This is a genomic window from Sphingomonas sp. BK580, assembly GCF_014194975.1.
In the GTDB taxonomy this organism is placed as follows: Bacteria; Pseudomonadota; Alphaproteobacteria; order Sphingomonadales; family Sphingomonadaceae; genus Sphingomonas.
The window spans coordinates 1-22977 of the sequence record NZ_JACIAY010000004.1 but is presented as its reverse complement, the minus strand read 5'-3'; the positions used below and the strand labels follow the sequence as shown (position 1 = coordinate 22977).

The 22977-nt window shown below is 71.0% G+C and carries 17 protein-coding genes; 5 read left to right on the top strand and 12 right to left on the bottom strand.

All coding sequences use genetic code 11. The annotated features are described in order from the left end of the window. Positions 1-99: 99 nt before the first annotated feature. On the bottom strand, positions 100-1419 hold the full coding sequence (locus FHY05_RS09030; protein WP_183944073.1) for a cystathionine gamma-synthase family protein: 1320 nt from the start codon (positions 1417-1419) through the stop codon (positions 100-102). Between the two features lie 20 nt (positions 1420-1439). Next, on the bottom strand, positions 1440-1832 hold the full coding sequence (locus FHY05_RS09025; protein WP_183944072.1) for a hypothetical protein: 393 nt from the start codon (positions 1830-1832) through the stop codon (positions 1440-1442). A gap of 455 nt (positions 1833-2287) precedes the next feature. On the opposite strand from FHY05_RS09025, the gene FHY05_RS09020 reads away from it, so the two are divergent. Beyond that, the gene (locus tag FHY05_RS09020; protein ID WP_183944071.1) at positions 2288-4618 is read left to right on the top strand and encodes a TonB-dependent receptor; all 2331 of its coding nucleotides are present in this window, start codon (positions 2288-2290) and stop codon (positions 4616-4618) included. 230 nt (positions 4619-4848) lie between these two features. Here the strand turns inward: FHY05_RS09020 and FHY05_RS09015 are convergent, their stop codons facing one another. Both FHY05_RS09015 and FHY05_RS09010 read right to left on the bottom strand, forming a co-directional pair. Continuing rightward, positions 4849-5541, bottom strand: a complete 693-nt coding sequence (locus tag FHY05_RS09015; RefSeq protein ID WP_183944070.1) for an HAD family hydrolase — start codon at positions 5539-5541, stop codon at positions 4849-4851. A 143-nt stretch (positions 5542-5684) separates the two neighbouring features. Beyond that, entirely contained in the window at positions 5685-6071 is a 387-nt protein-coding gene (locus FHY05_RS09010; protein ID WP_183944069.1) for a hypothetical protein, read from the bottom strand. 225 nt (positions 6072-6296) lie between these two features. Between FHY05_RS09010 and FHY05_RS09005 the strand changes: the two genes are divergently transcribed. Further along, entirely contained in the window at positions 6297-6641 is a 345-nt protein-coding gene (locus FHY05_RS09005; RefSeq protein ID WP_183944068.1) for a hypothetical protein, read from the top strand. Between the two features lie 96 nt (positions 6642-6737). On the opposite strand, the gene FHY05_RS09000 is transcribed toward FHY05_RS09005, so the two are convergent. Beyond that, a complete protein-coding gene (locus FHY05_RS09000) occupies positions 6738-9272 on the bottom strand; it encodes an ATP-binding protein (protein WP_183944067.1) in 2535 nt (844 codons plus the stop codon). A 105-nt stretch (positions 9273-9377) separates the two neighbouring features. Between FHY05_RS09000 and FHY05_RS08995 the strand changes: the two genes are divergently transcribed. Then, entirely contained in the window at positions 9378-9866 is a 489-nt protein-coding gene (locus FHY05_RS08995; RefSeq protein ID WP_183944066.1) for a GAF domain-containing protein, read from the top strand. A 137-nt stretch (positions 9867-10003) separates the two neighbouring features. Here FHY05_RS08995 and FHY05_RS08990 read toward each other — a convergent pair whose 3' ends face one another. Continuing rightward, positions 10004-11602, bottom strand: a complete 1599-nt coding sequence (locus FHY05_RS08990) for a sulfotransferase (protein WP_183944065.1) — start codon at positions 11600-11602, stop codon at positions 10004-10006. Here FHY05_RS08990 and FHY05_RS08985 point away from each other — a divergent pair. Next, the gene (locus tag FHY05_RS08985) at positions 11601-12908 is read left to right on the top strand and encodes an amino acid permease (protein ID WP_183944064.1); all 1308 of its coding nucleotides are present in this window, start codon (positions 11601-11603) and stop codon (positions 12906-12908) included. The two genes, FHY05_RS08990 and FHY05_RS08985, sit on opposite strands and share 2 nt — an antisense overlap. On the opposite strand, the gene FHY05_RS08980 is transcribed toward FHY05_RS08985, so the two are convergent. Together FHY05_RS08980 and FHY05_RS08975 are read right to left on the bottom strand one after the other, a co-directional pair. Further along, complete coding sequence (locus FHY05_RS08980; RefSeq protein ID WP_183944063.1) at positions 12880-14508, bottom strand: NAD(P)/FAD-dependent oxidoreductase; 1629 nt, start codon at positions 14506-14508, stop codon at positions 12880-12882. The two genes, FHY05_RS08985 and FHY05_RS08980, sit on opposite strands and share 29 nt — an antisense overlap. Before the next feature lie 203 nt (positions 14509-14711). Beyond that, positions 14712-15887: an aromatic ring-hydroxylating dioxygenase subunit alpha gene (locus tag FHY05_RS08975; RefSeq protein WP_183944062.1), complete on the bottom strand. Its 1176-nt coding sequence runs from the start codon at positions 15885-15887 to the stop codon at positions 14712-14714. Between the two features lie 47 nt (positions 15888-15934). Here FHY05_RS08975 and FHY05_RS08970 point away from each other — a divergent pair, with 47 nt between their 5' ends. Next, positions 15935-16510, top strand: a complete 576-nt coding sequence (locus FHY05_RS08970; protein ID WP_183944061.1) for a TetR family transcriptional regulator C-terminal domain-containing protein — start codon at positions 15935-15937, stop codon at positions 16508-16510. A gap of 306 nt (positions 16511-16816) precedes the next feature. On the opposite strand, the gene FHY05_RS08965 is transcribed toward FHY05_RS08970, so the two are convergent. From FHY05_RS08965 to FHY05_RS08950, 4 genes are all read right to left on the bottom strand, one after another. After that, on the bottom strand, positions 16817-18226 hold the full coding sequence (locus tag FHY05_RS08965) for a M20/M25/M40 family metallo-hydrolase (RefSeq protein WP_183944060.1): 1410 nt from the start codon (positions 18224-18226) through the stop codon (positions 16817-16819). A 118-nt stretch (positions 18227-18344) separates the two neighbouring features. Further along, positions 18345-18686, bottom strand: a complete 342-nt coding sequence (locus FHY05_RS08960; RefSeq protein ID WP_183924416.1) for an SWIB/MDM2 domain-containing protein — start codon at positions 18684-18686, stop codon at positions 18345-18347. Positions 18687-18876: 190 nt separating this feature from the next. Beyond that, positions 18877-21678, bottom strand: coding sequence for a TonB-dependent receptor (locus FHY05_RS08955; RefSeq protein WP_183944059.1), 2802 nt, complete (start codon positions 21676-21678; stop codon positions 18877-18879). A gap of 126 nt (positions 21679-21804) precedes the next feature. Beyond that, positions 21805-22797 (bottom strand): family 43 glycosylhydrolase, encoded by a 993-nt coding sequence (locus tag FHY05_RS08950; protein ID WP_183944058.1) that lies wholly within the window; start codon positions 22795-22797, stop codon positions 21805-21807. Positions 22798-22977: the final 180 nt, after the last annotated feature.

Genomic DNA, 22977 nt, shown 5'->3' with positions numbered 1-22977 from the left:
ACGATGTCCGGCGCGGACACGATCGAGTCGCCGCACGGCAGCTGCGGCTTCCGCGTGGCCCGGTCGTGTCGCACGCGCGCGAGGGGCAACGTCAGCGGCTCAGATCGCCGCCAGCGCCTGCTCCATGTCGGCGATCAGATCGTCGGCGTCCTCCACGCCGATCGAGATCCGCACCAGATTGTCGGTGATCCCCAGCGCCTGCTTGCGCGCGTCGGGCACCGACAGATGGGTCATCGCCGCGGGATGGCTCGCGAGCGTCTCGGTGCCGCCGAGGCTGACCGCCAGCTTGGCGATCTTGAGCGAGTCAAGGAAACGGAACGCCTCCGCCTCGCCGCCTTTGAGGTACAGAGAGAAGGTCGAGCCGCCGCCGGTGCAATGGCGCCGGTAGATGTCGGCCTGTCGCCCCTCCGCCTCGGCGAGGAAGCCGAGATAGCCGACATGCTCCACCTTGGGATGGTCGCGCAGGAAGGCGCACACCTTCGCGGCGTTCTCGCCGGCGCGGCTCATCCGCAGCTCGAGTGTCTCGAGGCTGCGCAGCAGCATCCAGGCGGTGTTGGGATCGCAGATCGTGCCGATCGTGTTGCGCATCGCGCGGATCGTGTCGATCACCGCCTTGGACCCGAGCACCCCGCCCGCGACCAGGTCGGAGTGGCCGCCGGCATATTTGGTGAGGCTGTACACCACCACGTCGGCGCCGTGCTGGAGCGGCTGCGACCAGAGCGGCCCGAGGAAGGTGTTGTCGATGGCGATCGGCGGCTTCTCGGCGGCATCGCCCCAGATCGCGTCGCGGCTCGCGGCGACCGCCTGGACGTCGACCAAGGCGTTGGTCGGATTGGCCGGGCTCTCGAGATAGATCAGCGCGACCCGGCCCGAGGCGGCCTTCGAGAGCACGGTGTCGATCTCCTCGCGCGTCGCGCCCGCGGGGAAGTCGAGCCAGTGGACCCCGAAGCGGCCGAGCACGCGCGCGATCAGCGTCTCGGTCGCGGCGTAGAGCGGGCCCGAGTGGACGATCGTGTCGCCCGGCCGCACCAGTGACAGGAACAGGGTGGCGATCGCGGCCATGCCGCTGGAGAAGGTCAGCGCGTCCTCGGCGCCTTCCCAGATCCCGAGCCGGTCCTCGAGGATCTCCTGGTTGGGCCCGTTGAAGCGCGAGTAGACCAGCCCCGCCGCGCCGCCGGGTCGCTTGCCCGTGACGCCCTCGAAATGGCGCTTGCCCGCCGCCGCGTTGGGGAAGACGAAGGTGGAGGTGAGGAACACCGGCGGCTTGAGCGCGCCTTCCGAGAGCGTCGGGTCATAGCCGTGGCCCATCATCAGCGTCGCCGGCTTGAGCTTGCGCCCGCCGATCGCGTCGACCTCGGGCTTGGGCGAGACGCGGGTCTCGACCCCGGTCAGCTCCTGCTCATTGGGTTCGTCGGCCATGCGATCGTTTCTCCTGATACTTACGGCGCCCGGTAGGGCACGAAAGCGCCCAGCGCGCAACTGCCCGTCGGGATTCGCGCGGGCAGATCGACCGTCTGCGCGATGTCGCCACGGCACAGCCGAGTCTGGAACTGGCGCGTGACCAGCGCGTCGCCGCGGCGTACCCGCTCGCACCCGCCGCCGGTCTCGCTGACATAAACCAGCTTGTTGCTCACCCGGTAGACCAGCTTGGTGCCGTAGGCGGAGAGATCCGGGCGGGTGAAGCGCGTGTCGATACACTCCTGCGGCTTGCCCGCGGTCTTCCCCGCGATCAGCTTCTGATAGTCGGCGTCGGGCGCACGGTCGCGCGGGGCGGCGGCGATCGCGCCCGCGCTCAGCAGCGCCGCCGCGGCGAAGGTGGGGAGGAAACGCATGACCTTACCTCGTTCGTCTCGATAGCCCCCCGTCGGCGTTCTAACGCACGAGGCGGCGAGTCGGGAACAGCGACGGCATGGCGCCGACCCCGACGATGGCGAGTGCTTGCTCGATCACCTCGCGCCGCATCGTGCTCCGGCGAACGCCCGGAGCGCAACGCCGCGACGGCTGGTGCTTGTCGCTCTGGGCTCCTGCATGCGCAGGAGCACGCGGGCGGACGGAGCGAATTGGATCACACGGGCGTGGAGCGACCGCGGTCACGCCGCCCGCCTCGCCGAGAAATAGACCGCAACATTTCACGATCCCGACACAATCGCGTCCTAGCGCGTGCGCCGCGGGGGGAGCCGCATGGATCGAGGGGCCGCCAGGGGGCCTCGTGCGACGGTGAACCGGTGCGCTGACCGCGCCGCGGCGTCGCCCCATGCCTCTTGCCGCGTACAGACAAGAGGACATCATGCGCTCACCCAAGTCGATCCTGCTCGCCACCGCCGCCACGGGCCTCGTCGCGCTCGCTCAGCCCGCGCTGGCGCAGAACGTGCCCGCCGCCGCGACCGACGCCGCCGCGGCCGGCACCACCACCGCGGACGACGGACTGGGCGACGTGGTCGTCACCGCCGAGCGCCGCAGCGAGAACATCCAACGCGTGCCTGTCTCGGTGGCGGTGGTCGACGGCGACTCGCTGCGCACCTTCCAGGCGGGCGGCGAGGACGCGCTCGCGCTCGCCGGACGCGTCCCCGGCCTCTACGCCGAGACCACGACGGGGCGCATCTTCCCGCGCTTCTACATCCGCGGCCTGGGCAACATCGATTTCTACCTCGGCGCGTCGCAGCCGGTGTCGATCATCCAGGACGACATCGTGCTCGAGCACGTCGTGCTGAAGTCCAACCCGGTCTATGACGTCGCCAACGTCGAGGTGCTGCGCGGCCCGCAGGGCTCGCTGTTCGGGCGCAACACCACCGCCGGCATCATCAAGTTCGACACCATCCGCCCGGGCCAGAGCTGGACCAGCCGCTTCAACGCCTCCTACGGCAGCTACAACACCGTCACCTTCGACGGCGGCGTCGGCGGCCCGATCGTGCAGGACAAGATCGCGATCCGCCTCTCCGGCCTGTACCAGCACCGCGACGACTGGGTCGACAACACGTTCACCGGCACCGGCGCCGACGGCACGCGCGGCGGGCGCGACCAGCTCGGCGGCTTCGACGAGCGCGACGCGCGGCTCCAGCTGCTGTTCACCCCGACCGAGGACCTGTCGGTCAACGTCTCGGGGCATGTCCGCTCCTACGAGGGCACCTCGACGATCTTCCACCGCGGCGCGCTGCTGCGCGGGCAGAACAACATCAACCGCGAGCCGCGCGACCAGGTCGCGCTCGACGAGGCCGCCGGCAATCCCCAGGCGTACAAGACCTATGGCGGCTCAGTGAACGCCGCCTGGGATTTCGGCGCGGCGACGCTGACCTCGATCACCGGCTATGAGACCACCTCGGGCTACAGCCGCGGCGACACCGACGGCGGCGCCGCGGTGAACTTCGGCGGCGTCGGCTTCGGCGAGAGCGAGGGGCGGATCCGCGACCTCGACCAGTGGACGCAGGAACTGCGCCTGGCCAGTAACGGCGACGGCGCGTTCAAGTGGCAGTTCGGCGGCTTCTACTTCGACAGCCGCGACGTCACCGACTTCTACCAGCGCGGCTACTTCCTGCGCCCGGGCACGACGGGCTACAACCCCAACAACTGGGTACGGCTGCACGACGTGAACACCAGCTGGGCGGTGTTCGGCCAGGCGAGCTATCGCCTCGCCGACCGGCTGACGCTGACCGCCGGGGTGCGCTACACCGAGGACGACAAGCGCACCGAGCTGGTCCGCTCGGGCCGCAATGCCGCCGGCACCGCCGAGACCTTCCCGGCGGGCGCGGCGCGCAGCGTGAAGCTCTCCGGCAAGGAGCCGAGCTGGGACGTCTCGGCGCTGTATGAGCTGGACGACGCCACCAGCGTCTACGCCCGCGTCGCGCGCGGCTTCCGCGGCCCGACGATCCAGGGCCGCTCGGCGGTGTTCAACACGCCCTTCACCACCGCCGACTCCGAGACGATCATGTCGTACGAGGCGGGCGTGAAGTCGCGGCCGACCTCCAACCTGCGCCTCAACGCGACCGCCTTCACCTATCGGGTCGACGACATCCAGCTCAACGGCAACGACGCCAACGGCAACGGCGTGCTGTTCAACGCCGATCACGCCAACGCCTATGGCATGGAGGCCGAGCTGGAGTGGCGGCCGATCCGCAACATCACCTTCTCGCTCGGCGGCAGCGCGATCCACACCGAGATCAAGGACAAGCGCGTCTACGCGCAAGTCTGCGCCTTCGGCGGCGTGGTCACCTGCACGGTGCAGGACCCGACGATCACGCGCACCATCTTCGGCGCGCCCGCGGTGCTGGCCCAGATCGACGGCAACCCGCTGCCCAACGCCCCGCGCTGGCAGCTCGACGCCGCGGTCCGCTACGACATCCCGCTGACGAACGAGGGCAACCTGTTCGTCTCGAGCGATCTCAACGTGCAGGGCTACACCAACCTGGTGCTGTACAAGACGCGCGAATTCTACGCCGACGGCAACCTCGAGCTGGGCCTCAAGGTCGGCTACACCACCGCGGACGGCAAGTATGAGATCGCCGCCTTCGCGCGCAACATCACCGACGAGAAGAACCTCAAGGGCGTGATCGAGAACTACAACGCCGCGGTGTTCAACGAGCCGCGCGTGGTCGGCGTCTCGCTCGCGGGCCGCTTCAACTGACGTGATGGCGGGAGGGGGTGGCGGCTCCCTCCCGTCTCGGCGTCGGTGTGTCTGCTCGCCGCTGCGTCACTCCGGCCGCCACCCCGGCGCGCGCCGGGGTCCAGGTGGGAAGGCCGTCCTGCGACTCGCTCACGTCGCCCGACTGGACCCCGGCGTTCGCCGGGATGGCGGCGCGCTTGGAGGTGAGGCGTTCGTAGGCCTGACGCTTCACTGACAGGACCCCGCTCCCCTCACAGCGTCGCGATCCACTCCGGCAGCTCGCCCAGCCGCGCCAGCTGGCGGAAGCGCGGGTGCGCCGCTGGCGTCGCCGCCGCCTCGTGGCTCCACGCCAACGGCTGCGGGATGTACGCGCCCCACGCCCCCGCCTCCAGCGCGGGCAGCACGTCGGAGCGCATCGAGTCGCCCGCCATCACCGCGCGCTCGGGCGCGCAGCCGTAGCGGTGGAACACCCGCACGAAGGTGTCGGCGCGCTTGTCGCTGACGATCTCCACGCCGGCGAACAGCTGCCCCAGCCCGGAGGCGGCGAGCTTGACCTCCTGGTGGAGCAGGTCGCCCTTCGTGACCAGCACCAGCCGAGCGGTCGCGGCGAGCCGCTCCAGCGTGGCGGCGACGTCGTCGAGCAACTCCACCGGGTGGTCGAGCAAGGTCCGGCCGATCTCGAGCAGCTGCCGCACGCTCGCGGCGGGCAGGTCGTCGCCGGCGAGCTCCAGCGCGGTCTCGATCATCGAGAGCGTGAAGCTCTTCGCGCCATAGCCGTAGCGCCTGAGGTTGCGCACCTCGATCGACTCCATGCGCGCGCGCGCCGCGGGCGCGTCGGCGAACGGCGCGACCAGTTCGGCGAACGCCTGCTCGGCGGCGGCGAAGAAGCGCATGTTGTGCCACAAGGTGTCATCGGCATCGAGGCACACGAGGTCGATGGTCATGGCGCGAGGATCATGGCGACGGGTCTCCGCCCGCGCGCTTAGGGCAGCGCGGCGCGCGAGTCAGCCGGGTTCGGCGAGCAAGGTGCGCGTGCGCCGCTCGGCCGCGGTCCGGTCGGGCGCGACCGGGGCGAAGCAGGCGTCGCTCATGCCAGCGCCGCCATCACCCGCGCCGAGCGCAACGCGCCCGCGAACAGCTCGCGCCGCTCGCGCCAGCGGCGGTCAGGACAGAAGCGGCAGTGCGGCAATCGGTCAAGACGCGCCGGGTCGGCGAGCAGCGCGCACAGCAGCGCCTCGTCACCGTCGCGGCTGAGCGCGCAGCAGCCAAAGAGCTGACGCCCGAGGCAGACCTCGCCCAGCGTCATCACGCTGTCGATCACCGGCGCCATCATCCCGTAGCCGAGCGGGGCCAGCAAGGCGTACAGCCGCTGCTGCGCCGGCGCGTGCGAGTCGCGCGCCCGCCGCCAGCAGCGCGCCGCGCGCGCGAGCAGCGCGGCGGGAAGCGGCGCGGTCACGATCACGGGCGTCGCCATGATCCCGACACCCGAGCGGGCTCAGAGACGTAACTGGTGTCGACCTGATCACCCAGGTGCCTCGTCGTGCGTACGTCTTCTCTACCCATCACATCGCCCCATAACGCTAATGCGAGGCTCTAGCACATCGACGGCGTGGCGACCAGCGAAGGCTTCCACCTTCGTGCCAGCGCGATGGCGGTCCAGCGTCGCGGATCGCGGACCCGAAAGGTGCGTTGAGGTGGGATGACTGACGATCGCCACCGCACCGCTGACCCCGAACACCACCGCCGGCCCGCGTTCGACAAGGACGACGGGACGTTCGGCCAGGGCTACAGCCGAGAGGACGAGCACAAGCTCGGTGAGCAGATGCCGGCAGGTTCGGTCGCGCCCGCCGGCTCGCGGGTGGGCGCGGGAGACCCCGCGCTGCCGCCGGAGAATGGCCGGCGCGCGTCGTTCGATCCGGCAAGCGGCGAGGTCCACGGCAGCGGCTCGGGCGCGGGCGGTGGGAACCCCGGAGAGGATCTCGAGGAGGATCGCAGCGGCGGCGACGGCCCGCCGCTCACCGGCAAGGCCGACGGCGAACGCTAGCGCCGACCCGGAGCGGCGCGCGCGCCGCTCCGTTCACGCCGGCGGGGCGCACTTTTTGCGACAAAAGTGAGCTACGGTGCACTCCAGGCGGATGGCTCACGCGGCGTCGCGCAACTCTCTCACGGCGGCGCGCAGCTCCTCGTCTGGTAGCGCCTCGCGCGTCAGCCGGTCCTCCAGCGCGGCGGCGAGCTCGCCCAGCCGCTCGCGGTCGAACAGCCGGGCCGTGCCGGCCAATTTGTGCAGGCCGTCGAGCGCCTCCTCCCTCACCGACGTGCCGTCCGCCAGTGCCTGCAAGGCCGCGAGGGCAGCGTCGGTGCGTGCTTCGAAGCGCGCCCGCAGCGAGGGGCTGATCGCCGCGCGCGACGGGGTCGCCGCGGGCGCGGATGCGACCACGAAGCGTCCCACCGCCTCGGCCAGCTCCGCGGCACGCAGCGGTTTGGCGACATGCGCCTGCATCCCTGCGGCGCGGCAGGCCGCGATGTCGTCGGCGAAGGCATTGGCGGTCAGCGCCACCACCGGCAGCGTCGCGGCGTCGTAGCCGGCGGCGCGCAGCCCGCGCGTCGCCTCGATCCCGTCCATGCGCGGCATCTGCATGTCCATCAGAACGAGCGCATACGGCTTACCCGCCGCGACCGCCGCGGTGACCGCCGGCAGTACCTCGTCGCCGTCGCTCACCAGCGTCGCCTCGAGACCGATCTGGCGCGCGACCGCGACCACGAGCTCCTGGTTGATGTCGTGATCCTCGGCGATCAGGACGCGCGCCGCACCGCCCGGCGCCGTGGCGGTCGATGGCGTCGGCACAGGCACGTTCTCTTCCGTCGCCTCGGCGGCGCGCAGTGGGACGTCGAGCGTGAAGGTCGCGCCCTGCCCCGGCGCACTCGCGACACCGAGTGAGCCGTCCATCAGCCCCGCCAGCTTCGCGCTCACCGCCAATCCCAGGCCGGTGCCGCCATATTGCCGCTCGGTCGTGCGGTCCGCCTGCGCGAACTCCTCGAAGATCGCGTCGAGCCGCTCGGGCGCGATGCCGATGCCGCTGTCGGCGACGCTGACGCGCAAGCGCCCGCCGCCGACCTCGGCGCGCACCACCACCTCGCCCGCGGGGGTGAACTTGATCGCGTTGCCGAGCAGGTTGAGCACGATCTGGCGGTAGCGCAGCGGGTCGCCGAGCAGGCGCGCCGGTAGCTCGGGTGCCAGTTCGAGCCGCAGCGACAATCCCTTCTGCTCGGCCACCGCGGTCATCAGACCGACGCATCGCCGCAGCACGTGGCGCAGATCGAGCGGCTCCTCGCTCAGCCGCATCTCGCCCGCCTCGACCTTGGCGAGATCGAGGATGTCGTTGAGCAGCCGCATCATCGCTCGACCGGAATCGGCCATCAGCTCGAGGTAGCGGCGCTGCTCCTCGGTCGGCGAGGCGGCGAGCAGCAGGTCGGTGAAGCCGAGCACGCCGTTCATCGGCGTGCGGATCTCATGGCTCATGTTGGCGAGGAAGCTCGACTTGGCCTGGGTCGCCACCTCGGCACTGGCGCGCGCGCCCTCCAGCGCCAGTTCGAGCCGCTTGCGCGCGGTGATGTCGCGCACCGCCGCGATGACGCCGCGCGGCGGCCGGCCCGGCACGTCGACGATCGCGCGCACGCTCGCCTCGAGCCAGCGCGTCGTCTCCTCGCTCTCAGCCCCCTCGTCGAGCTCGCGCGGCGCCTGACGACAGGTCACCACGTCGCGCAGCGCCTCGCCCGCGATCAGTCGCGCGAAGCTGGCGGAGACCGCGGCGCGGTCGTCACGATGGACGAAGCGGTGGAGCGGCTCGCCGATCAGCGCCGCCGGCGGCGCGCCGAACGTCTCCTGCGCCGACGGTGAGGCATAGAGGCAGACGCCGTCGCGCCCGAGCCGGATCACCGCGTCGGTGGCGTTGGCGGCGAGCAGCGCCAGTTCGGCCTCGGCACGCTCGCGTAGCTGCATGTCCTGCGCGAGCCGCGCGTGCGCGCGCTCAAGGTCGGCGAATTGGCGGCGGCGCTCGCGGTGGACGAAGGCGGCGAGCGCGAGCAGCAGCGTCGCGCTGGCGAGCCCGGTCGCGATCCCGAGCCGTTCCAGCCGAGCGATGCGTGCCTTGCGTGCGACGAGCAGGCGTTGCTCGGCGTCGCGCACGCGGGCCAGCGCCGCCACCACGGCCGCTGTGCCCTGCTTGCCGGCCGCCGATCCGGTGAGCGCGACCGCGGCGGCGGTGCGCCCCTCGTCGCGCCAGCGCACGGCCAGCGCCATCTCGTCGAACCGGCCGCTCAGCCGACCGCGCAGCCCCGCCACGTTGGCGCGCTGCGCTGGATTGTCCGCCACCATCTGCTCGAGCCGCGTCAGCGCGGGGCGCGCGCGCGCGACCGAGCGCGCGTAGGTGGCGCGCTGCACGGTGTCGCCGGTCATGACATAGCCGCGCCGGTTGATCTCGGCCCGCATCGCCTGGATCTGCACCGCGTCGAGCGCGGCGCCGACCTCGAACGTGTGCTGCACCCAGGCGAACGCCGAGCGGCTCTGCGCCGCCAGTAGTGCGGCGCTGCCGCCGCAGCTCACCAGCAAGGTGAAACCGGCGATCAGCGAGGGGCCGGAGCCCATCAAGGACGTGAGTGCGGGCGAACGGCGCATGCCCGACGAGCTAGCGTCTCGTGGTTAATTTCCTGACAGCGTGAGCGGAACGGCTTGTTCACGCCGTGGCGCTAGGAGGAACATGCCCTCGATCGACGAGTCACCATGCGTCTCTGGTCCAGCCCGCGTGCCCCCGCCCCCCGCCCCTCGCCCCTCGCACGGGCGCGGCGCGCCGACTGGGAAAGCCTCGCCGAGGAGCTCGACGAGATCGCCGCCGCTGCGGCCGGTCTGGTCGGCACACCCGCCGCGCTGATCACGATCGTCGACGAGCGGCTGTGGGTCGCCGGACGCTTCAACTCGCGGCTGCACGGGCTCGAGCGCCACGAGTGCGTCTGTGCGCACGGTATGACCGAGCCGGACCGCGTGCTGTGCATCCCTGATCTCCACGCCGACGCGCGGTTCGCGCGCCTGCCGATCGCGCAGGGGCCCGAGGCGGTGCGGTTCTACGTCGGCGCCGCGCTGGTCGACGTGAACGGCGCTGCCCTCGGCATGCTGTGCGCGGTGGACCAGCGCCCACGCGCCGCGCCGCCTGAGCCGCAGTGCCGCGCGCTGGAGCGGCTCGCCCGCGTCGCGGCGGTTCGGCTGGGTGCGTAGCGGCGTCGGTGCGGGAAGGTCTTCAAACCATCGCTGCTCGTCCCTGCGCACGCAGGAACCCGGGGCCGCGGCCGAACGAGCATGGCTCTGGCCTCCTGCGCGAGCCGGAGCACCCCCCAACGGGAGCCAGATGCCGCTCACGCCACCTCGGCCGGCACCTCCGGATAGGCCGCGACCACCTCCCCCAACGCCGCCTCTAGCGGGCCGAGATGCTCGGCGAACGGGCGCCAGGCGCGGTCGCCGCCGCGGAAGAGCGGCTGTCGCACCTGCTCGGACGAGGCGGTCCGCACCGCGCGCTCGGTCGCGTGAAAGCTGAGGCACGCGTCCTCGTAGTCGAGCCCGCACGCCGTGAGCAGCGCACGGATCACCGGCTCGGGCGAGTCGACCAGCTCCTCGTGGATCACGCGGTGCACCGCACCCGGCTGCACCGCGTCGACGCGTGCCATCAGCCGCACATAGTCGCGATAGTAGCGCCCCATGTCGGCGAGATCGTAGCTGAACCCCTGCCCGCGCGCGAAATGCTGCTTGTAGTTGGAGAAGCAGCAGGCGCGCGGCTCGCGGCGCGCGTCGATGATCGTGGCGTTCGGCAGGATCAGCCGGATCAGCGGCACGTGCGCCCAGTTGTTGGGTAGCTTGTCGACGAAGAACGGCCGGTCGGTGCGCCGCTGCACCGCCGCGCGGCGCAGATAGTCCTCGCCCAGCTCGCGCGCGCGCTCGGCGGTGAGCGAGCTCAGGCCGCCGGGGTAATCGTCGAGGCGACGCGCCATCGCCGGCAGATCGGGGAGCTCGGTCGTCCCCTCGACCTGGCTGTGCGAGGCGAGGATCTGCTCCACCAGGGTGGAGCCGGCGCGCGGCATGCCGAGCACGAAGATCGGGTCGCGCGCCGGGCAGCCCCAGCCGCTGCGCGTGGCGAAGAAGTCGGGCGTGGCGAGCGCGACGCTGGCGTCGACGAACGCCGCCGTCGCGTCCGCGTCGTAGACGATGCCGCGCCGCCGCAGCGCGTTGCCCGCGACATAGTGGGCGAAGGCGCGATCGGCCTCGCCGCGCTCCTCCCACGCCTTGCCGAGCGCGAAGTCGAGGTGGAAGCGGTCCTCGTCCTCACCCGCCTCGGCCAGCGCGCGCTCCATCGCCGCGACGTCGCCATCGTCGAAGCGCACCGTCTTGAGATTGGCGAGGCTCCACCACGCCTCGCCGAGCACCGGACGCAGCGCGATCGCGCGGCGATAGGCGGCGACCCCCTCGGCCTGGCGCCCGACCGTCTTGAGCATATGGCCTAAGCTCATCCACACCTTGGGCTGTGCCGGGGCGGCGGCGAGCACGCGCTCGTACAGGGCGATCGCCTCGTCGAACCCGCCGAGCCGCCCCAGCGCCGCGGCCTTGAGGTTGGCGTGGCCGAGATGCCCGGGCTCGATCGCGAGCAGCGCGTCGAGCTCGGCCAGCGCCTCGGTCGGCCGGTTCTGGCGATAGAGCACGATCGCGAGATTGGCGCGCGCCGCGGTGAAGCCGGGTGCCAGCTCGAGCGCGCGGCGCAGCAGCGTCTCGGCGTCGCGGTTGCGCCCGAGCCGCCCCGCCAGCTCGGCGAGCATTCGGATCGCGCGCGCGTCGAACGGATCCCGCTTAAGGTAGTCGCGGAGCAGCGGCTCGGCGACGTCCAGGCGATTGTCGTGGAGCGCCAGCGCCGCGTCGACTAGCAGGGGCGGCAGACGCCGGGGTTCGCGGACAGACACGAGGGACATGGAAGACCGAGACAATCACGCCGAGGCCGCGCGATCAAGCCGCGCGCTCACCTTCTGGGGCCTGCTGGCGCTGGTGATGGGCAATCTGATCGGCTCGGGCATCTACCTGCTGCCCGCGACGCTGGCGCCGCTGGGGGCCAACGCCACGCTCGGCTGGGTGGTGACGATCGCGGGGGCGATGACGCTGTCGTTCGTGTTCGCGCGGCTCGCCGCCGCGATCCCGCGCGCGGGCGGGCCCTATGCCTATGCCGACGCCGCGTTCGGGCCGGTGATCGGCTTCGCCACGGCGTGGAGCTACTGGACGCTGGTCTGGGCGGGCAACGGCGCGGTGGCGGTGGCGGTGGTGAGCGCGCTCAGCCTCGCCTTCCCCGCGCTGGCGCCGCACGCCGCGATCGCCGCGGTGGTGCTGGTGTGGCTGGCGGTGCTGGTCAACATCCGCGGCGTCGATCTCGCGGTGAAGCTGCAGATGACGACGATGGTGATCAAGCTGGTGCCGCTCGCCGCGGTGGTGCTGCTCGCCGCGTGGCTGCTGCTGACGCGCGGTGCCGCGGTGTCGCACGAGGTCGCGGTGCCGCTGACGGTGACGGGCACCGCCGGCGCGGCGGCGCTGACCTTCTGGGGCTTCCTCGGCGTCGAGTCGGCGACGGTACCGGCCGACCGCGTCGCCGATGCACGGCGGATCGTCCCTCGCGCCACGTTGGTCGGCACCGCCGCCGTTGGCGTCATCTACCTGATCGTGTCGAGCGCGATCACCGCGCTCATGCCGCGGGCCACCGTCGCCGCCTCGCCCGCGCCGATCGCGGCGTTCCTCGGCCTCGGCTTCGGCGGCGGCGTCGCGCAGGTGGTCGCGCTGTTCGCCGCGATCAGCGCGCTGGGCACGCTCAACGGCTTCGTGCTGCTCCAGGGCGAGGTGCCGCGCGCGATGGCGCAGGGCGGCGTCTTCCCGCGCTGGTTCGCGCGCGAGACCGCGCAGGGCACGCCGGCGCGCGCGCATGTCGTCGCGGGGTTGCTCGTCACCGCGGTGACCCTCGCCAATTTCACGCGCGGCATGGGCGACCTGTTCGCCTTCGTCGCCTCGGTGTCGCTCGCCGCGGGCATGCTGGCCTATCTCGCCAGCGCGCTCGCCGCGGTGAAGCTGCTGCGCGACGACCCCGCCGCGCGCGTCGTCAGCGTGATCGCGGCGGTGTTCGTCGGCTGGTTGTCCTACGGGCTGGGCGCGGAGGCGAACGGCTGGGCGCTGGTGCTGCTGCTCGCCGGCGTGCCGGTCTACCTCGCGGTCAGGCGCGGCGGCGCCAGCGCGCGCTGAGCCGCCGGTCGGCGAGGATGGCGTGCGCGGCATTGTGGCCGGGCGCACCGGTCACGCCGCCGCCCGGATGCGCGCCCGAGCCGCACATGTACAGTCCGCGGATCGGCGCACGATAGTCGCCGTGGCCGAGCACCGGGCGCGCCGACCAGAGCTGGTCGAGGCTCATGCGCCCGTGGAAGATGTCGCCGCCGATCAGCCCGAACTTGCGCTCCAGGTCGAGCGGCGAGTGGATCTGGCGCGCGATCACGCTCGCCTTGAAGTTGGGCGCATGGGCGGTGACGGTGTCGATGATGTGATCGGCGACCTCCTCGCGCACCTCGTCCCAGCTCCGCGCTTCGCCGTCAGGACCGGGCGGCAGCTCGGGCGCGAACTGCTGGCAGAACAGGCTGGCGACGTGCTGCCCCGGCGGGGCGAGGCTGTCGTCGACCGTGCTGGGGATCTTCATCTCGACGATCGGCTGGCGCGACCAGCCGTGGACGCGCGCGTCGTCATAGGCGCGGTCCATATAGTCCATGCCCGGCGCGATGATGATACCGGCGGTATGGTGCTCGGCGCGCTCGCGCCCGGGCAGCACGGTGAAGTCGGGCAGCTCGCTCAGCGCCACGTTCATCCGGAACGTGCCCGAGCCGGTCTTGAACCCGGCGACGCGGCGGCGGAAATCGTCGGGCAGCTCGTGGCCCGCGATCATCTGGCGGTACAGCATCGCCGGGCCGACGTTGGCGGCGACGATCGGCGCGACGATCTCCTCGCCGCTCTCCAGCACCACGCCCGCGGCGCGTCCGCCGTCGACCAGCACGCGCGCGACCGGCGCGTCCACGCTGATCTCGACGCCCTCGGCGAGGCAGGCCGCGGCCATCGCCTGGGTGATCGCCCCCATGCCGCCGACCGAATGGCCCCATGCGCCGTACTTGCCGTTCACCTCGCCGAAGACGTGGTGGAGCAGCACATAGGCCGAGCCCGGCGTCGACACGCCGGCGTAATTGCCCACCACCGCGTCGAAGGCGAAGGCGGTCTTGACGTGATCGTCCTCGTACCAGCCGTCGAGGAAGTCGCGCGCCGACTTCGTGAAGACGTCGAGCAGGTCGCGCTGCGCGGCGATGTCGAGCTTGGCGAGCGGCCAGGCCTGGCGCGCCGCGCTGACCAGCTCGAGCAGCCCGCCGCCGGCGTTGGGCGGGATCTCGAGCGCGAGGTCGCGCAGCACCTGCGCGACACGCTCCAGCGCGGCATCATAGGCGGGGTAGGCGTCGGCGTCGCGCTGGCTGAAGCGCGCGAACTGCGCCTGGGTGCGCTGCGTGCCCCCGCCGAGCGTGAGATAGGTGTCCGGGAAGGGGAAGAAGTTGCTGATCGTGCGCTCGATGATGCGATAGCCGCGATCGTGCAGCTTCATGTCCGCGATCACCTTGGGGCGCAGCAGGCTGACGGTGTAGCTGGCAGTGGAGTTGCGGAAGCCGGGGTGGAACTCCTCGGTCACCGCCGCGCCACCGACGACGTGGCGCCGCTCGAGCACGCGCACCTTGAGGCCCGCGCGCGCGAGGTAGAAGGCGCAGACCAGGCCGTTGTGCCCCCCGCCGATGATGATCGCGTCGTAGCGCTGTGTCATGGTGCCCCCTTGTTCGTGTCCTCGGACGTATTCGCCCCGCTCCGTCACCATCCCACCGGCGTCACCCCGAACTTGTTGCGGGGTCCAGCGCCCCGAACGCTCGGCTGTTTCGGCTCTCGCGGCATGGTGGATCCCGAAGCAAGTTCAGGATGACGGCAGTCGGTGGGCGAGAGCGCCCGCCCCGACCTGCCGCCCCCCGTCCCTCACACCCCGCGCACGCGCCGCGACCAGCCCGGCGGCGGGGCGCGGTGCTGGCGCGCCTCGGGGATGCGCTCGCGGATCTTGGCGGCGAAGCTGCGCAGGCACACCTCGCTCGCGCCGATCGGCCCGGCGGTGTAGCTCGACGACGCCATCCCCTCCTGCACGCGCTCGATCAGCCAGGTGTCCTCGGCGTTGACGGTGCGGTTGATCCGCCAGTTGGCATAACGCACCAGCCGCATCTCGCGCCGCTCGTCCGGCAGCGCGAAGCTCATCTCGCGCAGCAGGCTGGTGGTCGGCGTCAGCGGCAGCCACTGCATGAAGTCGATCTGGTCGGCGTAGAGGTCGAACGCCATGTTGGGCCACAGCTTGTAGTAGAGCCAGCGCCGCTGGTTCGCCTCGGGCAGGTGGTCGACGCGCGGCAGATGCGTCTGGTAGAAGCGCTCCCACCAGTCGCTCGAGGGCCGGTCGACCAGCTCGCCGGACATGCGATCGACCCAGCCCGCCGCCTCGATCGCGTAGCTCTTGCCGAACAGCCGCGTCAGCCCGTCGTGCGCGACCGGGATGTGGAGGTTGTCCGAGTAATTGTCGCCGACGTTCTTCCAGTTCACCCGCCGCTCGCGCTCGCGCACGTCGGAGAGGCGGCGCATCTCCTCGAAGCGATAGGGCGCGACCTCCTCGTCATAGGGCGCCATCATCGCCGCGACGCTCGGGCCGCCATCATCCTCCAGCCGCACGAAGACGAAGCCGCGCCACGTCTCGACCTCGACCGCGGCGAGCCCGTTCTCCTCGAGCCGCAGCGCGGGATAGTCGCGCTTCATCGGCACGCCCGTCAGGCGACCGTCGAGCTCGTACACCCACGCGTGGTACGGGCAGACCAGCTTCCTGGCGCAGCCGCTCGCCCCCTCCACCAGCCGCATCGCGCGGTGGCGGCAGACGTTGTGGAAGCCGCGGATCACGCCGTCGCCGCCGCGGACGGCGACGAGCTGCTCACCGAGATAGGAGAGCGTTCGCCACGCGCCCGGCTCGGCGAGGTCGCTCTCGTGGCAGACGATCTGCCACGAGGGGCGGATCACGCGCGCGCACTCGAGCTCGAAATATTCCGCGTCGGTGTAGAGCCAGCCGGGCAGGCTCCAATCCGCGTCGGGATCGGCGTAAGGCAGATCGGTCGAGCGATGCATGGAGGCCCCCGCGTGATTGTTGCACGAACGTATAACAACGCCGCGGCGTGAGCAAGCGCGCCGCTCCCGAGGCGCGCCGCGCCGAGCTGATCGCGGCGACCGCGCGCGTGCTGGCGGCGCGCGGCGCGGCGGGCGCCTCGGTGCGCGTGATCGCGGCGGAGGCGGGCGTGTCGCCGGGCCTGGTGACGCACCATTTCGGCGGGGTCGAGCGGCTGGTCGAGGCGACCTACGACCATGTCGCCGCGCAGGTGGGCGAGGCGCTGGAGGCGGCGGTGGCGGCGGCGGGCGAGTCGCCGCGCGCGCGGCTGGCGGCCTATCTCGACGCCAGCTTCGCGCCCCCGATCGCCGACCCCGCGCTGCTCGCGACCTGGATCGCCTTCTGGAGCCTCGCGCAGGGCGGCGCGACGATGCAGGCGAGCCACGCGCGGCACTACGCCGACTATCGCGCGCGGCTCGAGGTGTTGCTGGACGAGGCCGGCGTGGCGGCGGAGCGGCGTCGGCTGCTGGCCGTGGGGCTCACCGCACTGGTCGACGGGCTGTGGCTGGAGCTGTGCCTGTCGCCGGGGGCGTTCTCGGCGGCGGAGGCGCGGGCGGTGGTGGCAGGGTATGTGGAGGCGATGTGAGGAAGCGACCATCGTGCTCCCGCGAACGCGGGAGCCCAGCCTGGCTCAGCAGTGACGTTCACGACCCTGCATTCTCGCGTGCGTGGGAACACGGCGCTGTCCTCATTCCGCCGCCGCCCGCGAACACGCCGGTGGTGCCGGCGGTACACCCGATCCCATCATGATCCCCGGCGAAGGCCGGGGCCCAGTTGGGAAAGCGGGTGTGAGCCTCATCGGCGGCCCCCAACTGGACCCCGGCCTGCGCCGGGGAACGAACGGTCATCGAACCGCTCCGCCCTGAACCGCCTATGCGGCCGAGCTTCGACCTCACTTCGCGAGATCGCCGAACAGCGACACGTAATAGCGGATCCCCGGCGCGATGTTGCGCACCTCGGTGCGCTCGTTGAGGCCGTGGCTGAAATCGTCCGACTCCTTGATGAAGGTCGGGCTCGCGCCGTAGCTCGGCACATGGTGGTAGCGGAACCACATGCTGTCGCTCGCCCCCGCCGACATGCTCGGGAAGACCGGCACGCCGGGCCACGCCTTGCCCACCGCCCTGGTCACCGCCGCGACGAAGTCCGGGCGCATCGGCGAGGCGTCGTTGGCCACCGATCCCTCGCTCACGTCGCGGATCGTCAGCGCCGGCTCGGCCGCGACCTGCTTGAGCGTGGCCATGACGTCGGCGGGCTTCACGCCGGGGAAGATGCGGCAGTTGATGTTGGCGGTGGCGCGCTGCGGCAGCGCGTTGAGCGCGTGCCCGCCCGATACCATCGTCGACACGCAGGTGGTGCCGATCTGCCCGACATAGGCCGGGTCGGCGGCGAGGACCGCGATCGCTTTCTCGTCCTTGGGGTTCTCGGCGAAGGCGCGCATCGCGGCGGCGAGTTCGCCGGTCTTCTGCTTCGCCGCCTCGCGGAAGAACGTGCGGGTCACGTCAGAGAGCTGCGGCGTGAAGCGATACTGCCCGATCCGCACCAGGGCGGCGGAGAGCTGGTTGATCGCGTTCTGCGGGCGCGGCGCCGAGCTGTGCCCGCCCGGGTTGGTGACGGTCAGCTCGAAATCGGCGTAGGTCTTCTCCGCGCCGTTCCAGGTGAAGAACTGCGGCCTGCCGTCCTCGGCGAAGCGCCCGCCGCCGCCGTCGATGTTGATCACCAGCTCGGCGTCCTTGAGCTGCTCGGCGATGAGCGCGCTGGTCTTCATCCGCGTCTCCTCGTCGCCGGAGAACTCGAGCACGATGTCGCGGCGCGGCTTGAAGCCCGCGCGCTTCATCCGCAGCAGCGCGGTCATCGCCACCGCCGCGTCCAGCTTCATGTCGGTCGCACCGCGGCCGTAGAGATAGCCGTTCTCGACCACGGGGGTGAAGGGATCGCGCTGCCAGTCGGCGGGCTTGGCCTCGACCACGTCGATATGGCCGGAGACGACCAGCGGCTTGGCCGACGGGTCGCTGCCGCGCCAGCGCGCGACCAGATAGGCGGTGCCGTCGACCGGGGTGATCGTCACGTCCGAGTCGGCGAAGCCGCCAGCGACGAGCACCGACTTGAGATAGGCGGCGAGCTGCGGCGTCTGGTTGCCCTGCCCCGCGACGCTGCGGAAGGCGATCGCGCGTTTGGCGATGTCGAGCGCCTGCGCGTCGGAGCCGATCGCGGCGGTGTCCGATGAAGGAGTCTGCGCCAGACCGGGCGCCGTGATCAGCGCGAGCGCCGCGCCGAGAAGGAAGAGATTGCGCCCGATCGCCATGCACGATGCCCCTTTGTCGTTGGAGGACAAAGCGTATCGCACGGCCCCGCGGACGCAAGCGGGATCGCTGCGCCGGGCCGCGTCACTTGCGCGACGCGCGTCCCGGCGCCCGCCTAGGTCAGGCCTTCTTGGCGCTCAGGTGCGCGCTGAGGTGCTTGTTCATCTCGAACATGCTGGCCGACTTCTTGCCGAAGATCTTCTCCAGCTTGGCGTCGGCGTTGATCTGGCGCTTGTCCTTCTCGTCCTGAAGGTTGTTCTTCTTGATGTACTCCCAGACCTTGCTGACGACCTCGCTGCGCGGCAGGTCGTTCTTGCCGACGATCTCGGCCAGCTCGGGCGACGGGGTGACCGGGGCGGTGATGCCGCCGCGTGCGCCACCCGCGGCCTTGCCGGTCGACTTGACCTTCTTCTCGGCCGCGGCGGTCTCATCCTTGCCGCGCTTCTCCGCTGATCGTGCCATCACACTCTCCTCTTTCCGCAGAAATGGTCCCCACGGCGCATCGGCCGATGCTCTGCCGTCCCACTCTGCCCACGGAGCGAACGCCGCTGCAAGTGAAACGATGCGTCTCTGCCGCCTTCCTAACGGCTCGACGCGATAATCGCTCGCTATGCCGCCCGAGCGACGACGCCTGGCGCCGCCGCTCCGTCGCTCAGAAGCGCGTGCGCACGCTGACCGCGTAGAGGCTGTCGTCGGTGCGGGTGTCGCGCCACAGATAGTCCTCGTTGAAATAGCTGCGGTAGCGCGAGCGCAGGATGTTGCTGCCCTCGACCGTGACGGTGACGTTCCTGGTCACGTCATAGCCCAGGCTGAAGTCGAGCCGGCCGTTGGGGCGGACATAGTTGAGCCACGCCGGCGAGCCGACCGGGCGGACGTCCTGCGTGCCCGAGCGGTCCTCGTCGAAATAGCTCGACCGGTAGGTATAGACCACGCGCGCCGAGATACCGCGGCGATCGTAGAGCAGGCCCGCGTTGAAATTATACTTGGAGACGCCCTGCAGCGGGTAGCCGGACAGCGGGTCGTCGCCGCCCACCTCCGAGTCAGCCAGTGTGAAATTGCCGAACGCACCCAGTCCGGCGAGGTCGCCGGGCAGGAAGGAGAAGAAGGTCTGCGCGCTGGCCTCGATCCCCTTCAGCTTGGCGGTGCCGACGTTGCGCGGGCGCGAGATGTTGTAGGTGATGCCGTCGATCAGCTCGGCGGTGCTGGCGGTGATCACGCGGTCGCTGATGTCGCGGTAATAGCCCGCGAGCGCGACATAGCCGTCCTTCCAGTAATATTCGATCGTCGCGTCGTAGCTGTCCGACTTCTGCGGGCGCAGCTGCGGGTTGCCGCCCGAGCCGCTGTTGAGGATGTTGGGGTTGGTCGAGACGATATAGTTCAGCCCCGGGTTGAGCGAGCCGAACCCCGGCCGCGCCAGCGTCTTGGCGTAGGTGGCGCGGAGCTGGAGCCCGCCGCCGAGCTGGAGCCGCGCGCTCGCATTGGGCAGCCAGTCGGTGTCGCTCGTCTTGGACGTGGTCGTCACGGGCGTGCCGCTGACCAGGCCGGTGCCGCTGATCTCGCGGTCGGTCTTGCTGAGGCGGACGCCGAGGCGGCCGTCGAGCACCACCGGTCCGCTGCCGAACGGCACCTCATAGCCCGCCTGGGCGTAGGCGGCGTAGCTCTTCTCGGCGACGTCGAAGCGGCGGGTCGGATCGAACGGCGGCTGCCCGTCCGGGGCGCGGAAGAAGGCGCGCAGCGACTGCTGCCCCGCCCCGGACAGCAGATAGTCGGTCGATGGTAGCACGAACGGCGCGCCGTTGTTGATCTGCGGGATGCCGGGCGCGCGCTCGAGCGGCAGCTCGGTCGCGGTGATCGGCGTCGCGAACGAGCCTCCCGGCGGGTTCACGCCGAGCTGGACCTGCTGGAAATTGGCGGTGCGATCGGCGTAGCGGCCGCCCACCTCGATCGTCTTCAGGATCGTGTCGAAGTCGTAGCTCGCATCCGCCTTGGCCGCGAACAGCCCGCCGCTCGCGCGCGAATAATCCTGGAACAGCGCGTTGATGAAGGTGAAGCCGGCCGGGTCCGCCATCGGGTTGTTGGGCGCGGTGATCGCGGCGGTTTGGTTCGGGTCGGTCAGCCCCAACGTGACGCTCGGCACGCGCTTGCCGATGTCCACGATGAAATTGGCGTTGTTGGTGATCGAGCGCTCGTAGCTGACGTCGAGATTGGCCTTGGCCGGGCCCTGGTCGAAGCGGAAACCGCCGGCGGCGAGCCAGGTGTCGGTGCGATTGTCGTGCGCCTGGGTCGAGGTGAAGGCCTCGAGGTCGTTGAAGGTCGCCGCGTTGAACGAGCAGAGGTTCTGCTGCGTGATCGTCGCCGGATCGGTGGTGGGATCGGGGTTGCCGCGATTGGGGGCGATCGCCGCGGTGAAGCAATCGTTCGAGCGGTCGACGCCGCTCACGCTGCGCGCGGTGCTCAGCCGATATTCGTAGAAGCCGGTGGTGAACTTGCTGCGATAGGCCGAGTAGAGGCCGTCGACATAGATCTCCAGCGCGGGGCTGGCCTGCCACTGCAGCGAGGCATTGGCCTGGGGGCGCTGGTAGCGGCCATATTCGTTGAGGCCGCCGGTGGAGATCGGCAGGATCAGCCCCTCGGCGCCTTCGGGCCCGCCGTTGCCCGAGCGGCGGTCGGCGACATAGTTGCTCGGCCGGTTGTAGGGCATGTCGTACCAGGAGACGTTGATCAGCGCGCCGATCTCGCCGATCCCGGTGTCCCAGCGATCGGTCGCGAGGAAGCTCACCTGCGGGCCGAGCTTCTCGGCGTTCGACGGATAGTTGAGCTTGCCGCTCAGCGCGATCGTCGGCTGGGTATAGTTGAACGCCTTGTTGAGCCGCAGGTCGATCGTTCCCGCCACGCCGCCCTCGATCAGATTGGCGGTGTTCGACTTGAACACGTCGACCCGCGCCACCGCCTCGGCCGGCAGGTCCTGGAACGCGAAGCCGCGCCCCTCGGCGGTGAAGATCTCGCGGCCGTCGAGCGTGGTGAGGATGTCGGGCAGGCCGCGGACGAGCGGGTTGACGATCTCGTTGTTGCCGCCGACCGTCACCTGCACGCCGGGCACGCGCTGGAGCGCGGCGGCGGTGGTGGGATCGGGGAACTTGCCGATGTCCTGCGCCACGATCGAGTCGACCACCTGCGGCGCCGAGCGCTTGATCTCGGCCGCGCGCGCGAGACTGGCGCGGATGCCGGTGACGACGATCTCGTCGCCGCTCGTCGCCGCGTCGGGCGCGCTGGTCGGAGGGGCAGCCACGTCGGCACCGGGAAGGTGGGCGCTGTCGCTGCCCGCGGGCGCGCCGGCGTCGGTCGGCGGCGGGGTCTGCAGCGCGTTGGGCGGCGTGCTGCCCTGCTGCGCGAGCGCGGGTAGGGCGGCGGTCAGTGCCACCGACGATACGGACAGCGCGAGCATGTGGCGCATGGAACCTCTCCTGACATGGTCGTCGGGCCGTCCGCGTTCCCGCGCGACGGTCCGCTATGTCAGAGACTTATCAGATAAATAGACGGTACGTAGCGACAACCTTGCTGACCTGAAGCAAGAATACGCTCAGTCGTGGAGCGCCGCGGGGAGCGCCGCGTCGGTGAGCGGCACCTCGGGCACACCGGCCGCGTTCCATCGGACCCGCGCGACATGGGGCGCGCGGCGCGCGGTACAGCCCTGCCCCGCCGCCCGGTTGGCATGGTAGACGATCCATGTCTCGCCGCGCCGAGGCTGGAAGAAAGCGTTGTGCCCCGGCGCGAAGACGTGCGCGACGGGACTTGACGCGAGGATCGGGCGTGCCGCCTTGCTCCAGCTGCGGGGGTCGAGCAGGTCGGCGTCGCCGCGCGCGCGGAGCAGGCCCACCGCATAGCCGTCCGACCAGCAGGCGCTGCCCGAGTAGCTGAGGAAGAGGTCGCCGCGCGGGCCGCGGACGAAGGCGGGGCCCTCGAGGATCTGCCGGCCGCCCTGCCGCTCCCACGCCCGGTCGGGCCGGGCGATGACCCGCTCGGGTCCGGTCAGCGTCCAGGGGTCGCGCATCGCGGCGATCGCGAGGACGCTGTCGGGCCCGTCATAGGCGGAGTAGACGAACCAGGAACGGCCTCGTGCGGTGAAGACGGTACCGTCGAGCCCCGGCAGGCGCGTGTTGACCCGGCCGCGATCGATCCAGCGGCCGGCGAGCGGGTCGGCGGCGCGGTTCTCGAGCACGAAGACGCCCCGATGCGAGTCGTCGTCGTGCTCGGCGTCGGCCGCGGTATAGTAGATATACCAGCGACCGTTGAGGCGGTGGAGCTCGGGCGCCCAGATCGACCGCGCGTTGGCGCCGGCGGCGGGCGGCTGCCAGACGGTTCTCTCGGTGGCGTCGGCGAGGCGCGCGAGATCGCGCGTGCGGCGGATCGCGAGGCGGTCGCCACGGGTCGCCATCAGATAGTACCAGCCGCCATGGACCACGACATAGGGATCGGGCGCGGAGTCGAGGAGCGGACGCTGCTCGACATCCCTCGTGGGCGCGGCCGCGAGCAGAGCAGCGGCGACGGCGAGAGAGCGGAGCGCATGGGACATGCCTTGTCCTTGACGCTGGGATCTCTGGCTTTGCAAGGAGTTCGATACGCGCGCGGGCGGATTGGCCGTCGGCGGCGGAGACGTCGTGAATGGGTTCTTGTGTGATGGGTATGCAACGCGCGGGCTGCAATGCCTGGCGGCGACCTACTCTTCCACTGCTTAGGCAGTAGTACCATTGGC